The organism is Jonesia quinghaiensis DSM 15701 (assembly GCF_000423205.1).
Lineage (GTDB): Bacteria > Actinomycetota > Actinomycetes > Actinomycetales > Cellulomonadaceae > Jonesia > Jonesia quinghaiensis.
Genome location: NZ_KE383990.1, coordinates 1,230 through 14,665 on the forward strand (window position 1 = coordinate 1,230; position 13,436 = coordinate 14,665).

The following is a 13,436-nucleotide window of genomic DNA, read 5'->3' on the forward strand; positions in this document are numbered from 1 at the left end:
ACCGTGGTCCGCGTCGTGAAGATGACCGTGGTGGTCGTGGCTTCGAGCGTCGTGATGACAAGCGTGGTCTACGCCAACCGGAACTGCCACTACCCGAAGGGATCGAGGCTTCCATGCTCGATCGTTCAGTGCGGGCCCGACTGCGTGGACTCAGCAAAGACAACGCAGAGTTTGTTGGCTTGCACTTGATCGCAGCTGGGCAGTTCATCGACTCAGACCCGGAACTCGCATACAAGCACGCCCAAGAAGCTCTCAAGCGTGGTGGCAGAGTTGACATCGTTCGTGAAGCAGCAGGTTTAGCCGCTTACTACACCGAACGATACGACGAAGCCCTCAGGGAATTCCGCACAGTTCGACGTCTCAACGGCTCCAACCAGCACTTGGCCATCATGGCAGACTGCGAACGAGGCTTGGGACGCCCGGAACGCGCGATTACCCTGGCGCAATCTGAAGACATGACCACTGTTCCAGTAGATACCCAAGTCGAACTGGCCATTGTGGTAGCTGGAGCCCGCGTGGACCTCGGCGAGAACGATGCAGCACTCGCGCACCTAGACTCGTTGAACATTCCACAGTCACGTCGCGATTTGAGCGTTCGACTCATCGGTGCAAAAGCTGCAATCCTGGAAGTCCTTAACCGCCATGATGAAGCTGAAGAACTCCTATCGCACCTCAGCCCAGCAGAGTTGGAATCGATCGAAGAGCCTCTTGGTGAAGACGACGACGACGTCGTTGTTTTCGACCTTGATGAAGAAGAGGGCGAAGCTGAGGACACAGAAGAAAATGACTCTGACGGCGAATCAGTTGAAACATCCGACAGCGCAGATGGCTTAGATGAGGACAACGAAGGCTCCGACGATGAGCCAGTTGTACTCGAGTCTGAAGAAGACGACAAGTCCAACGAAAACGACGAGGTGACAGCACCTGAGGAGGACAAGAAGTGACAACTGAGTATCTTCTTGGCTCGTCACAACCACTTGCCGAACAGTACCCGCTCGCACTTGTTGATCTAGACGGTGTGGCCTATAAGGGCCATGAACCTATTCAGTACGCTTCACAAGGGTTGAATGCTGCACGGCAAGTTGGAATGCGTCTTGTCTTCGTCACCAATAATGCTTCACGCGAACCTGGTGACGTGGCGAACCAGTTGACGAGTCTCGACATTCCAAGCACAGCAGACGACGTCATGACGGCAGCGCAAGCGTGCGCCCGACTTCTCGGTGTACACGTACAACCCGGATCCCGGGTGCTTGTCGTCGGCGGGGACGGTCTATTCACAGCAGTACGTGAGGCTGGGTACGAGATCGTAGAGTCAGCGGACGATAATCCAGCAGCAGTAGCGCAAGGATTCGCGCCAACGCTTGGTTGGAGTGATCTCGCTGAAGCAGCTTACGCAGTGTCACGAGGTGCGATTCATGTCGCGTCAAACCTCGACCTATCGTTACCTACCGCACGTGGCTTCGCGCCAGGTAATGGTTCGCTCGTAGGGGCAGTGAAAGCTGCGACAGGAATCGAACCGTACAGTGCTGGTAAACCATCGCCGGCTATGTATCAGATGGCAATTGAGCGAGCTGGTGTTTCTACCGCGCTCGTTATCGGGGACCGGCTTGATACAGACCTAGCGGGAGCGCGAGCAGGGGGATACCACGGGCTGCACGTTCTCACTGGTGTCTCAACAATCAAGGATGCACTGCACGCACAACCTATCGAACGCCCGCATTACCTTGCATCAGACTTACGTGCTCTAGCCGTGAAGCAACCGCCAGTTGAAGAACACAATGGCTGGTGGGTCTGTGGCAAGTCCCGGGCACGTATTGACAACGAAGTGATGCACCTAGAAGAGGTCTCCTCCGGTTTCCACAGCCCAGACGGATTAGACAACGCACGCGCTGCATGTGTAGCGATGTGGTCCTATGTTGACTCACACACAGTAAGTACACCGATCGCTGTACCAGAGGCGGTGTTTTCACACTAGTCTGTGGAAAACCCCACGCTAGCTCATGACCTGAGCTAGCGTGGACCAAAAGACGAATGGGGGAGAGAGTGGATCAGCAGGACACTGAAGGAATTGACGCTATCGAAGCTTCTTTGACGCAACTGCCACCTGAAGAACACCCTGCCGTGTTCAGTACACTCATCTCCGACCTCACAGAACAATTGGCGCTGCACCGTCCGTGAACCCTCAAGAGAAAAATACCGTCCGATTGGACACTGCTCTCGTGCAAAGGGGACTAGCAAGTTCCCGAAATCGAGCAGCAAGGCTCGTGCATGACGGGCACGTTCACGTAAATGGCACAGTAGTATCCAAACCGTCATGGCCAACACACGTTACGGATGACATCATCATCCAGGGAAATAGCAACACTTGGGTATCTCGTGCAGCCCTGAAACTTGTTGCCACACTCGACGCACTGGGTCATGATATTGCCCTCGCTGGGAAAAGAGCCCTTGATATCGGTGCTTCGACAGGAGGATTCACCGAGGTTCTCCTGTCGCGGGAAGTGGACCACGTCATTGCCCTCGATGTTGGACACGACCAACTGGTTCCTCGTCTGCGCACTGAACCACGAGTAACAGTGATCGAAGGGTACAACGCAAGGCATTTACAACAAGAAGATCTTCCCTACATACCAAACCTTGTTGTTGCCGACGTTTCTTTTATATCGCTAACCAAAATCATCCCCGCGCTCACTGCGGCTGTATCGAATGACGCTGACATCATCCTGATGGTGAAGCCCCAATTCGAAGTGGCGCGTAATGAAATTAGGCAAGGAGTGGTGCATAACCCTGAAGCGCATTGCGCTGCGATACGTAGAGTGCTGAACTCAGCCCTAGAACATGGTCTGTGCCCTCAAGCGCTCGTCCCAAGTGTCTTGCCTGGACCGCAGGGAAACCGTGAGTATTTCGTGTGGTTGCGTCCGGCGTCCCACAGTGACGATTGGTCGTCAAGTAACGTAGAAGCCACTGAGAAAAACTTCAGTCAAGCAATCGCTGCAGCAGTGGATTTCGCTCAAAGTTTGCATGTTTATGGAACGAGCGTTCCCGATGGTGGGCTGATTCCCAGCAGCAAGCGGTTCTCGCTGACAAGGAGTGACACGTGACGCGAAATGTACTAGTGGTAACCCACCCTGGGCGACCAGAAGCACTCCAGGCACTCCGTAATGCCGTGCCAGCTCTAGTTGAGCATGGTTTCGACGTGTACTCCGCTGACCTTAGTGGATCAACAGCCCGCGAACTAGGTATCCGCCTCTATGCGCCATACCAACAGGGCACTCAAATGAAGATCAGCGACTTTGAAGCTGTCATGGTCCTCGGAGGCGATGGAACAATCCTCAGAGCAGCTGAACTCATCTTTGGTTCCCACGTGCCGTTGCTGGGCATCAACTTGGGACATGTGGGGTTCCTCGCTGAAAGTGAGAAAGAAGACCTCGACCTTGCTGTGGCGCGTCTAGCCGGCCGTGACTATGCCACAGAAGAACGTCGAGTCCTTCAAGTAACAGTCCATCGCCCTGGCTTCGCTCAACCAGTGATCGACTGGGCGCTCAATGAAGCGACTGTCGAAAAAGCCGAGCCAGCCCGAATGCTTGAAGTGTCTATTTCAGTTGATGGTCGCCCTCTGTCCACTTTCGGATGCGATGCAGTCATCCTGGCGACCGCGACCGGCTCGACTGCCCACGCCTTTTCAGCAGGTGGCCCCATCGTATGGCCGGACGTTGCAGCAAAAGTTCTTGTTCCAGTTGCTGCGCACGCATTGTTTGCCCGCCCTTTGGTTCTTGGTCCATCCGCTGACTGCACCATTGATGTCCTCACCGAATCGGGGGTGGGGGGTGTGCTTGTCACAGATGGGCGCCGTCAGACAGATATTCCTCAAGGGTCACGCGTCATCATAAAGACCAGCGATACCCCCATAGTTTTTGCTCGTCTCAGCAGCGCTCCCTTCGCCGATCGACTGGTTTCAAAGTTTCGGCTTCCCGTGGAGGGCTGGCGGGGTAATGGCAACACCATGAGAGGAGAGACTGACGATGCTTGACGAGATCACCATTGAAAACCTTGGTGTCATCAACCGAACTCGTATTGATTTCTCACCTGGACTCACTGCAATCACTGGTGAGACGGGTGCAGGTAAGACCATGGTGCTCACTGGTATGTCGCTTCTTCTTGGTGCTAAAGCAGACCCAGCTACTGTTCGTGTTGGTTCATCACATGCTCTTGTCGAGGGGCGGGTTACCCAGATTTCCCAGGAAGTAGCAGACGTCGTTGCTGAAACCGGGGGCTACCTTGACGATGATGGGGCTTTGATTATTTCCCGTACCGTTGCGGCAGTTGGTCGCTCACGTACTCACTTGGCTGGCCGCTCTGTGCCGCAGCAGGTACTGTCGCAGACCGCCCAAGAACTCGTGACGATTCATGGCCAATCTGACCAAATCAGGCTAAAGTCTCCTGCGCGTCAACGTGCAGCACTTGATGAGTTTGCGGGGGAAGAGTTTCTTGCGGTGCTTGGTCGTTACCGTCAGGCGTGGAACGAGCGTGCAACGGTTCGGGCTGAACTAGAGCAGATCGTTACTCAGCAAGAGGAGCGCCAACGTGAAGCGGACTTGCTCCGTATCGGTTTGCATGAGATTGAACGAGTTGAGCCGCTGACGGGGGAGGACGCTCAGCTCGCTCAAGAGGCTGACCGCCTCAATAATGTGCAGGTTCTTCGAGACGCTACCGCGGACGCGTATACCAAGCTTGCTGGAGCTGATATTGCCGATGTTACTGGTGATGATGTTTCACCCGCCGCTCATCTGCTAGAACAGGCTTCACGCGCGCTTCATGGTGTTGCACCACACGACTTGGCGCTACAGGACCTAGCTGCCCGGTTGGATGAGGTGCGCTTCGCAGTGGATGACATTGCGGCGGAAATTTCGGGTTACGCATCAACTCTCGAAGCTGACCCGGCACGCTTGGAATGGGTTGAGCATCGGCGTAGCGAACTAACCCACCTCACCCGCACATACGGAAATACCCTTGACGATGTGCTTTCCTGGGCGTCGCAGGCAGGCTTGCGTTTGATGGAACTGGAAGATGATTCCGAGCGGATCCACAAGTATCGTGCCCGAGTTGAGGAGCTTGACGGGACGCTTTCATCACTTGCCCAGCAGATGACACAACTGCGGCGAGCAGCTGCACATCATCTGTCAACTGCTGTGACGGAAGAACTCGCGGGGTTAGCGATGGGCGGGGCAACATTCACCGTTGAGGTTGCTGTGTCTCCTGAGTTGGGGCCATACGGATGCGACGACGTCACCATGCTCCTTATGCCCCACCATGGTGCTCCACCTCGACCTTTGGGGAAAGGCGCATCCGGGGGAGAACTATCACGAGTCATGCTTGCCCTTGAAGTGGCGCTTGCAACTGCTTCTACTTCAGGAGCGAAAGGCGTACCAACGATGATCTTCGACGAGGTCGACGCTGGTGTCGGCGGCAAAGCAGCCATCGAAATTGGGCACCGTTTGTCACGTTTGGCACAAACATTCCAAGTGATTGTGGTCACGCACCTCGCTCAGGTCGCAGCATTTGCTGACCAACATGTCGTTGTTACAAAGACCACGGAGCAAGACCCTGATGAGGGCTTTACCCAGTCCAACCTGCGGGAAGTCACCGGTGAAGCGCGTATCGCGGAACTGGCGAGAATGCTCTCGGGGCAGGATGAATCGGCTGCTGCCCTCGACCATGCCAAAGAACTGTTGGAGCTAGCGACTGTGAGATCATGAAGGCGATGAAACTTCTCAAAAGGAAAGCTGATCTTCCCGCATCTGATGGGAAAATTCACGGTACCGCTAAGGTTGACCGGCGCACCAAGGACCTCACTAAAAGGATAGAGCCTGGTGATATCGCCGTCATCGACCACACGGATATTGATCGTGTAGCTGCTGACTCGCTGGTTTCGGCGAAGCCTCGTGCTGTGCTCAACGCATCCAAGTCGATCTCTGGGCGGTACCCGAACCTTGGTCCTGGCATCCTCGTTGAAGCGGGTGTTCTGCTGATCGATGATCTCGGTCCTGACATCATGACTATCAAAGAGGGCAAAGCAATCACCATCGATGGTGCAAACGTGTATCTCGGTGACACTCTCATTGCTGAGGGTGTGGAACAAGACCCCCAAACTATTGCGTCAAGCCTTGAAGAGGCACGCGAAGGTCTCTCTGTGCAGATGGAGTCTTTCGCGGCCAATACGATGGACTATTTGCGTAAAGAGCGGGAACTCCTGCTTGATGGTGTGGGTGTTCCCGACATCAAAACATCCATCGAGGGTCGGCAAGTCCTCATCGTAGTGCGGGGATACCACTACAAAGAAGACCTGCACATGCTCCGTCCCTATATCAAAGAATACCGCCCAATTCTCATCGGAGTTGACGGTGGCGCAGATGCCATCATCGAAGCAGGGTGGCACCCAGACCTTATTGTCGGCGACATGGACTCGGTTTCCGACAAGTCTTTGCGCTCTGGAGCCGAGATCGTTGTTCACGCATACCGTGATGGCCGGGCGCCGGGTACTGAAAGGCTCAAAGACCTTGGTGTAGAGCACATCGTGTTCCCCGCAACAGGGACATCTGAGGACATTGCTATGCTCCTCGCCGACGACCTAGGAGCCGAACTGATCGTTGCTGTGGGCACCCACGCAACACTGGTGGAGTTCTTGGATAAAGGTCGAGCTGGCATGGCCTCAACGTTTTTGACTCGCCTGAGAGTCGGAAGCAAACTTGTCGATGCTAAGGGTGTGTCACGTCTGTACCGCCAGCGTATTTCCACCATGCAAATGGTGCTTCTTGCAGCAGCAGGGTTGATCGCAGTAGCAGCTGCACTTGCATCAACGAATGTTGGACAAACACTCTTCGGTATCACTGGGGCACGATTCGATGACTTGTGGTCATGGATGCAGTCCCTCGCCTGGTGGAGCAGCACCCAGTAGCGATTCTCCACTCATCTTCATGATCTTCCGTTAGCCGTCCCTCAGAAAGTTCCTCTCCGTGATCGACTTTAGATACCACCTTGTCTCGCTCATCTCCGTGTTTCTTGCGCTGGCTGTTGGGATTATTTTGGGTGCAGGCCCTCTTAAGGAGTCAATCTCCGACCAACTTACGGGGCAGGTGGAACAGCTGCGTCAAGAGAAAGATGATCTGCGTACTGAGGCAGACACGCTGGGCCAAAGTAATGACCGGTTGCAGGAATATATTGCTGCGGTGTCCAACCGGACAGGCCATGACGTCCTAGCAGACCGCCGAGTGGCGATCATCCAAGTCTCAGACGTTTCCGATGGTTTGTACGAAAGTATTGAAGGTCAACTCGAGAATTCTGGGGCTCAAATCACCTCACGAATCCAAGTGTCAGATAGCTGGGTTTCCCCGGACTTGGCCGATTCTCGGCAATCCTACGCATCGTCCCTGACTGAGTTTTTACCTGAGGACAAGCGTGACGTGGCATCAGACAAAGCAATTGCTTCTGCACTGATTGTTGCTCTAACTGAAAAGAGCAACACCGACCCAAACACGGTGTCGGACAACGGAGCTCTGGCTCTCGAAGTGCTGGAAGGCGCGGACCTCGTTCAGTTGGTGTCCTACACCTCAACGCCAGCAGACGCCGTGGTGATCCTCGATGCTCGCTCATACGAGGGGGAAATCCCGGATCAGTCAGCGCAATCTGTGTTGTACGCAAACATTGCTGAAGCAGCAGCGCATCAAACTGAAGGAGTCGTTGTCGCAGGGGCGAACGTGGTAGAGAATGACCTCGTTTCAACGATTCGTGAGAACTCTTCCCTCGTTAAGCTCGTCGCAACTGTGTCTGAGTCAGACTTGTCACTGGGGCAGCTCAACACACCACTAGCTCTTGCGGCGGCTCTCGGAAACAAGGTCGGCCACTTTGGATTCGAAGCTAGTGCAACTGCACTCGTTCCAGCGGCCGTTGACCTCGATGCGCCGGACCGCAGTGTCAGCAGCGATGAAACAGCTGATCCTGACAACGCAGAGAATGAGCAAGAGGACGGCAACTAATGAGGAGAAGTTCTCAGGTGTTGCTCGCTGCCTTCGCTGCAGCGACCACGACCACCCTCGTTCGTCGGGTTCTCCATGCAACCCACCCCGGTGGGCGTACGCGATGGGAGAGGCTCAACCACCGCGGAGAAATCATCAGTATGGTCGAGGGCCCAGCCGTTGGTGCCGGTCTTGTGGTCGGTGGGCTGTGCGCTTCGGGCGGGCAGCGCAATCAATGCGCAACCGTGATCGCGACCGCTGGTGCTACAGGATTCGGTCTCATCGATGATCTGTTTGAGGACACCACCACGCGTTCTAAAGGGTTGAAAGGTCATTTGGGCGCCTTAGCCCGTGGCCACGTCACCACTGGTGGTTTGAAAGTCCTCGGTATTGGGGCCAGCGCGTTTGCAGCTTCGCTAGCTCTCCCAAGTAACAAGCGAACAGCCGTGGATGTGGTTGTGAACACTGCGTTGATCGCCGGCGCAGCGAACCTCGTTAATCTCCTGGACCTTCGGCCAGGTCGGGCGGCTAAAGCAACAGGAGCGGCGGCGCTCATTGCATTGCTGCGGTGGCAAGATCCACGAAGCGCGGCGACCCTCGGTGCTGTGACTGCAGCGGTACCAGCTGACCTCGATGAACGTGAAATGCTTGGCGACTCAGGGGCTAACGCATTAGGCGCTCTTGCAGGGGTTACAGTTGCAGCTCATGGCACCCGAACGACCCGTGTTGTCGCTGTTGCTGGCATTGTGGCGCTAACCCTCGCAAGTGAAAAAGTCAGTTTCTCTCGCGTGATCGAGCAGACCCCATGGCTGCATCGTATCGACATGTTTGGTCGCCGCCCGTTAGATTCCACAACGCAGGGAGCGCCTGACCAGTCTGCATCGGATACCGCCCAGAGTCGTGAGCTCTAGCCTCCGAGATCGCCTCCACACCCTAGCGGGAGCGGCGATCCTTATCTCGGTTATCACTCTTGCCTCACGGCTTTTGGGGTTTGGCCGGTGGATTGCTCAAGCGTCCTGGGTGGGTACAGGAGGGGTTGCTGAACCGTATGCGGCAGCTAACTTGCTTCCCAATGTCCTTTTTGAGGTAGTGGCTGGCGGGGCCCTTGCCAGCGTGGTTATCCCTCTGCTCACTGGTGCTATCGACACAGCTGACAAGAAACGGGTGCAAGAACTTACCTCTGCGTTATTGACATGGACGCTGGTTGCACTCGTCCCTCTCGCTGTAGTGGTCGTTGTTGCTGCCCGTCCTCTTTTGGCGCTCACGTCAGATCTTGCCGGTTCACCTTTTGAAGACACAGCTGTCTTCTTTCTCAGAGTGTTCGCCATCCAAATCCCTCTCTATGGGGTGGGTATCGTTGCTGGTGGTGTCCTTCAAGCTCATAAACGGTTCTTCTGGCCAGCATTCGCACCGATGGTTTCCTCTCTCGTTGTGATGGTTGCTTACTTCTTGTTCGATCGTTTTTCAGCTGGACAGCACGCTGATCCGAACGCGTTGTCAGCGCATGCGTTAGGGGTGCTTGCTTGGGGGACTACCGCTGGGGTAGCGGCGATGGCTAGTGCCATGGTTGGCCCAATGCTGTCTCTGCGCATGTCATTGCGACCGCGAATGAGTTTCCCTCCTGGGGTTGCGCGCCGAGCGCGAGCCTTGGCATTTGCTGGCGTTGGGGCTCTCGTAGCACAGCAACTCACAACAGTTGTGGTGATGAAGGTAGCAACAACTGTCGGTGATTCCACTACACTGAACGTGTTTCAGTACGGTCAAGCCGTCTACTTCCTCCCTTACGCAGTCCTTGTGGTTCCCCTTGCAACAAGTGCTTTCCCTCGGATCACAGGGCTGGCGCAATCAGGAGATGACGTTGGGCTGAGGTCATTGGTGTCATCGACCTCGCGTATGGTGGTTGTCATTTCTTGCGCGGGAATCGCAGCATTGGCTGCGGGGAGTTTAGCGGTTGAGCGATTTTTCGACTCGTTCACCAAAGGAGGGGTGCCGGGAATGGCATACCTTCTGGTAACAATTGCACCCAGTTTGCTTGGCCTGGCTGCAATATTCCACCTATCACGCGTTTTGTACGCCAGGGATAACGGGCGTGCGGCTGTTGCAGCCACCGCAACAGGCTGGGCTATTGTGACACTGGTGATGGTTGCTGGGGTTATGTGGCCGGGCGTCGATCATTCGCCAAATAATGTTCTGGCAATTATCGGCTTTTCCCACAGCGTCGGTCTCAGCGTTGCGGCTGTGCTTCTCGCCATTGCAGTGGCGCGGGAGTGTGGCAAAAGGTCACTTGCTGGGGTTGTCAGGGCACTGGTCACTGGCCTTATTGGTGCAACCGTTGGTGGAGGGGCTGGACTAGCTGTGAGTTTTGCCTTGTTAGACCCTGGGGCCTCAACAATGGTGAGTGTTTTGGTTGGACTTCTAGCAGGTTTCATAGCCCTAGTAACAGTTGGCCTTGCCGTGGCGATCATTGATCGTCATGATGTGCAAAGGCTCGTGCGTGGAAGGGGTAAGGTCACGTGAGAATTGTTCAGTTACTGGGTTCTAGTGCTGGGGGAGTAGCACGCCACGTACATCAGATCACAGGTGGGTTGGTGGCACAGGGCAATGACGTCCTGGTTGCTTGCCCAAGTGGGCTAGAAAGCCAGTTCTCTGAGTACCGTCACACCCCGGTAGAGATCACTGATCGCCCACGAGGCGCTGACCTTGTAGCGATCTCTCACATAAGACGCCTCGCTGACGGGACAGACATCATTCACGCACATGGGTTGCGTGCTGGGGCGCTCGCAGCGTTGGCATTGTGCATGAACCGGCGAGTCCGGCTCGTGGTGACACTCCATAATCTGCCAGTGGGGTCTCGCGCTGTGCGTGGGGTCTCTCGGGTCTTGGAAAGCATTGTTGCGCGGAGAGCCGATGCCGTGTTGGGGGTGTCCTTAGATATCGTTGCAAGGATGGCTGAGCGTGGTGCACGAGACCCACAACGTGCTCTTGTTCCAGCGCCACCTATGGCAGGTGCCGCCTCAACACATCACATCGAGGCTGCAGCGCAGTTGCGCGCCGAGTTCTCTATTGCTGATGATTGCCCAGTGCTGGTCACCGTGGCCCGGCTCGCACCACAAAAAGGGCTCGACACCCTGGTCAGTGCAGCTGAGCACCTCGTTGCTCAAGGCGCGCATGTGCGTTGGTTGGTTGTAGGAGATGGGCCATTACACAGGAGTACACAAGATAGCGTGACTGCCGCGGAAGTGCCGGTGACGATGGTGGGGCGACGCAGCGATGTCTCGACGTTCTTTTTAGGTGCCGATGTCGTGGTGCAAACTCCCGTGTGGGAAGGCCAACCGATTGCTATCCAAGAGGCATTGCGGCTTGGTGCAGCTATTGTGTCGACCAACGCTGGCGGTACCGCAGAAGTCACCGACGATGCTGCCGCGCTAGTCCCTGTAGGAGATGGTGCTGCGGTGGCATCTGAGGTGGCGCGCCTCTTGGGGGATCCTCAGGCGGTGGAAGAATTGAGGCAGCGGGCACGAGAGCGTTCTGCACAGTTGCCTACTTTGTGTGATGTCACAGACCAACTTCTCGCCGTGTACTGCGCTTGACTTGTTGATTCGTCGGACAGTCTGAGGTGGGGACTGGAACCACCGTCGTGAACATCACCTGACAAGACCATTCTCGTGGGCAGGGCTGGCTGATAGAGTTGAATTCCGTGGTAGATGACGCGAACACAGTCCCTGTCGATGTTTCTTCAACTCCGGGCTCGGTTACCCGGCATATTTTTGTGACCGGAGGTGTGGCCTCATCCCTCGGTAAGGGATTGACTGCTTCCAGCCTCGGTCGGGTTTTACGGTCACGCGGTCTTCGCGTCACGATGCAGAAACTTGACCCATATCTCAACGTTGACCCGGGGACTATGAACCCGTTTCAACATGGCGAAGTTTTTGTCACTGATGATGGTGCGGAAACAGACTTGGACATCGGGCACTACGAGCGTTTCCTCGATGTGAACCTTGGTGCGGTTGCCAACGTTACGACTGGTCAAATCTACTCATCGGTGATCGCTAAAGAGCGCCGTGGTGAATACTTGGGTGACACCGTCCAAGTGATTCCCCACATCACTAACGCCATTCGAGAACGCATGCGAGCTCAGGCATCTGACGACGTTGATGTCATCATCACCGAAATCGGTGGAACAGTGGGAGACATTGAATCCCAACCGTTCTTGGAATCCGCTCGTCAGGTCCGCCACGAACTTGGCCGCGATAATTGCTTCTTTGTGCATGTGTCGCTGTTGCCGTACATCGGCCCTTCAGGGGAACTGAAAACCAAACCAACGCAACACTCAGTTGCGGCATTGCGCTCAATAGGTATTCAACCTGACGCTATCGTTTTGCGCAGTGACCGGGATGTTCCTGAAGCCATTAAGTCAAAGATCGCGTTGATGTGCGATGTTGAAAATAATGCAGTGATCACCTGCAAAGATGCACCGTCGATTTATGACATTCCCCGGGTGATCCACGCTGAGGGTCTTGATTCATATGTTGTCCGCCGCTTGGGCCTAAATGCTGGTGAGGTTGATTGGACCCAGTGGGATGCGTTGCTACGTCGAGTCCATGAGCCAGCACACCAGGTAGAGATCGCCTTGGTCGGTAAGTACATTGACCTGCCTGACGCTTACTTATCTGTCACTGAAGCTCTGCGTGCAGGTGGTTTTGCTCACGATGCGAAGGTTGCGATCCGGTGGGTTGCCTCCGATCTGTGCTCAACTCCAGAAGGCGCGCATGACGCTCTGTCAGGTGTTGACGCTGTCTTGGTTCCTGGAGGCTTTGGGGTGCGAGGCATTGAGGGCAAACTTGGGGCGTTGCAGTGGGCCCGTGAATACAAGGTCCCAACGCTAGGGATTTGCTTGGGCATGCAGTCCATGGTGATGGAATACGCCCGTAACGTGCTTGGGTTGGATGGTGCCTCTTCTTCAGAGTTCGACCCAGATACCCAATACCCGGTGATTGCAACGATCAAAGAACAAGAAGCGTTTGTTGAGGGGGCTGGGGACCTTGGCGGCACGATGCGCCTTGGCGCATACCCCGCACGTTTGCGTGACGGTTCAGTGGTTGCTGAAACCTACGGCACCACCGACGTATCTGAACGTCACCGTCACCGTTACGAGGTGAACAACGCCTACCGCGATCAACTCGAGGAGGCAGGCCTCCTGATGTCGGGAACGTCGCCAGACGGACAACTCGTTGAATTTGTCGAGTTACCGCGAGAGGTTCACCCGTACTACGTGTCCACCCAAGCCCACCCTGAATTCAAGTCACGGCCCACCGCCGCTCACCCCTTGTTCGCCGGTCTCATAGCTGCGGCGTTGGAGTGCCAGCGGGCTTAGTTCGACACTTCTTCCCTGGGGCGGCACATCGTGTGCCGCCCCAACCCTTT

Annotated in this window: 12 protein-coding genes; all 12 read left to right on the forward strand. The window is 55.6% G+C overall.

The window, feature by feature from the left end; translation table 11 throughout:
* On the forward strand, window positions 1-944 hold a 944-nt coding region (locus tag G538_RS16750; protein WP_211218607.1), incomplete at its 5' end, for a hypothetical protein.
* Window positions 941-1,975 (forward strand): HAD-IIA family hydrolase, encoded by a 1,035-nt coding sequence (locus G538_RS0112420; protein ID WP_029069554.1) that lies wholly within the window; start codon window positions 941-943, stop codon window positions 1,973-1,975. The genes G538_RS16750 and G538_RS0112420, both read left to right, overlap by 4 nt.
* Before the next feature lie 68 nt (window positions 1,976-2,043).
* Window positions 2,044-2,178, forward strand: a complete 135-nt coding sequence (locus G538_RS18460; RefSeq protein ID WP_281170271.1) for a hypothetical protein — start codon at window positions 2,044-2,046, stop codon at window positions 2,176-2,178.
* Complete coding sequence (locus tag G538_RS16755) at window positions 2,175-3,101, forward strand: TlyA family RNA methyltransferase (RefSeq protein WP_084618410.1); 927 nt, start codon at window positions 2,175-2,177, stop codon at window positions 3,099-3,101. The genes G538_RS18460 and G538_RS16755 overlap by 4 nt, the downstream gene beginning before the upstream one ends.
* The gene (locus G538_RS16760; RefSeq protein WP_035834333.1) at window positions 3,098-4,030 is read left to right on the forward strand and encodes an NAD kinase; all 933 of its coding nucleotides are present in this window, start codon (window positions 3,098-3,100) and stop codon (window positions 4,028-4,030) included. Before G538_RS16755 ends, G538_RS16760 begins: the two co-directional genes overlap by 4 nt.
* Window positions 4,023-5,756, forward strand: a complete 1,734-nt coding sequence (gene recN, locus G538_RS0112440; RefSeq protein ID WP_029069555.1) for a DNA repair protein RecN — start codon at window positions 4,023-4,025, stop codon at window positions 5,754-5,756. Before G538_RS16760 ends, recN begins: the two co-directional genes overlap by 8 nt.
* Window positions 5,757-5,761: 5 nt before the next feature.
* Window positions 5,762-6,955, forward strand: coding sequence for a putative cytokinetic ring protein SteA (gene steA / locus G538_RS0112445; protein WP_035834403.1), 1,194 nt, complete (start codon window positions 5,762-5,764; stop codon window positions 6,953-6,955).
* A gap of 58 nt (window positions 6,956-7,013) precedes the next feature.
* A complete protein-coding gene (locus tag G538_RS16765) occupies window positions 7,014-8,033 on the forward strand; it encodes a copper transporter (RefSeq protein WP_051197148.1) in 1,020 nt (339 codons plus the stop codon).
* Window positions 8,033-8,923, forward strand: coding sequence for a hypothetical protein (locus G538_RS16770; protein ID WP_051197151.1), 891 nt, complete (start codon window positions 8,033-8,035; stop codon window positions 8,921-8,923). The genes G538_RS16765 and G538_RS16770 overlap by 1 nt, the downstream gene beginning before the upstream one ends.
* The gene (murJ, locus tag G538_RS16775; protein WP_035834334.1) at window positions 8,913-10,529 is read left to right on the forward strand and encodes a murein biosynthesis integral membrane protein MurJ; all 1,617 of its coding nucleotides are present in this window, start codon (window positions 8,913-8,915) and stop codon (window positions 10,527-10,529) included. The genes G538_RS16770 and murJ overlap by 11 nt, the downstream gene beginning before the upstream one ends.
* On the forward strand, window positions 10,526-11,602 hold the full coding sequence (locus G538_RS0112465; RefSeq protein ID WP_029069557.1) for a glycosyltransferase family 4 protein: 1,077 nt from the start codon (window positions 10,526-10,528) through the stop codon (window positions 11,600-11,602). Before murJ ends, G538_RS0112465 begins: the two co-directional genes overlap by 4 nt.
* 107 nt (window positions 11,603-11,709) lie before the next feature.
* Window positions 11,710-13,386 carry a CTP synthase gene (locus tag G538_RS0112470; RefSeq protein WP_029069558.1) on the forward strand — a complete coding sequence of 559 codons (1,677 nt, stop codon included), beginning with the start codon at window positions 11,710-11,712 and terminating at the stop codon, window positions 13,384-13,386.
* The last annotated feature ends 50 nt before the right edge of the window (window positions 13,387-13,436 follow it).

Excerpts from the sequence above, each read along its gene's own strand:
- G538_RS16770 (WP_051197151.1), top strand. The coding sequence starts at position 8,033 with ATGAGGAGAAGTTCTCAGGTGTTGCTCGCTGCCTTCGCTGCAGCGACC.
- recN (WP_029069555.1), top strand. The coding sequence starts at position 4,023 with ATGCTTGACGAGATCACCATTGAAAACCTTGGTGTCATCAACCGAACT.
- steA (WP_035834403.1), top strand. The coding sequence starts at position 5,762 with ATGAAACTTCTCAAAAGGAAAGCTGATCTTCCCGCATCTGATGGGAAA.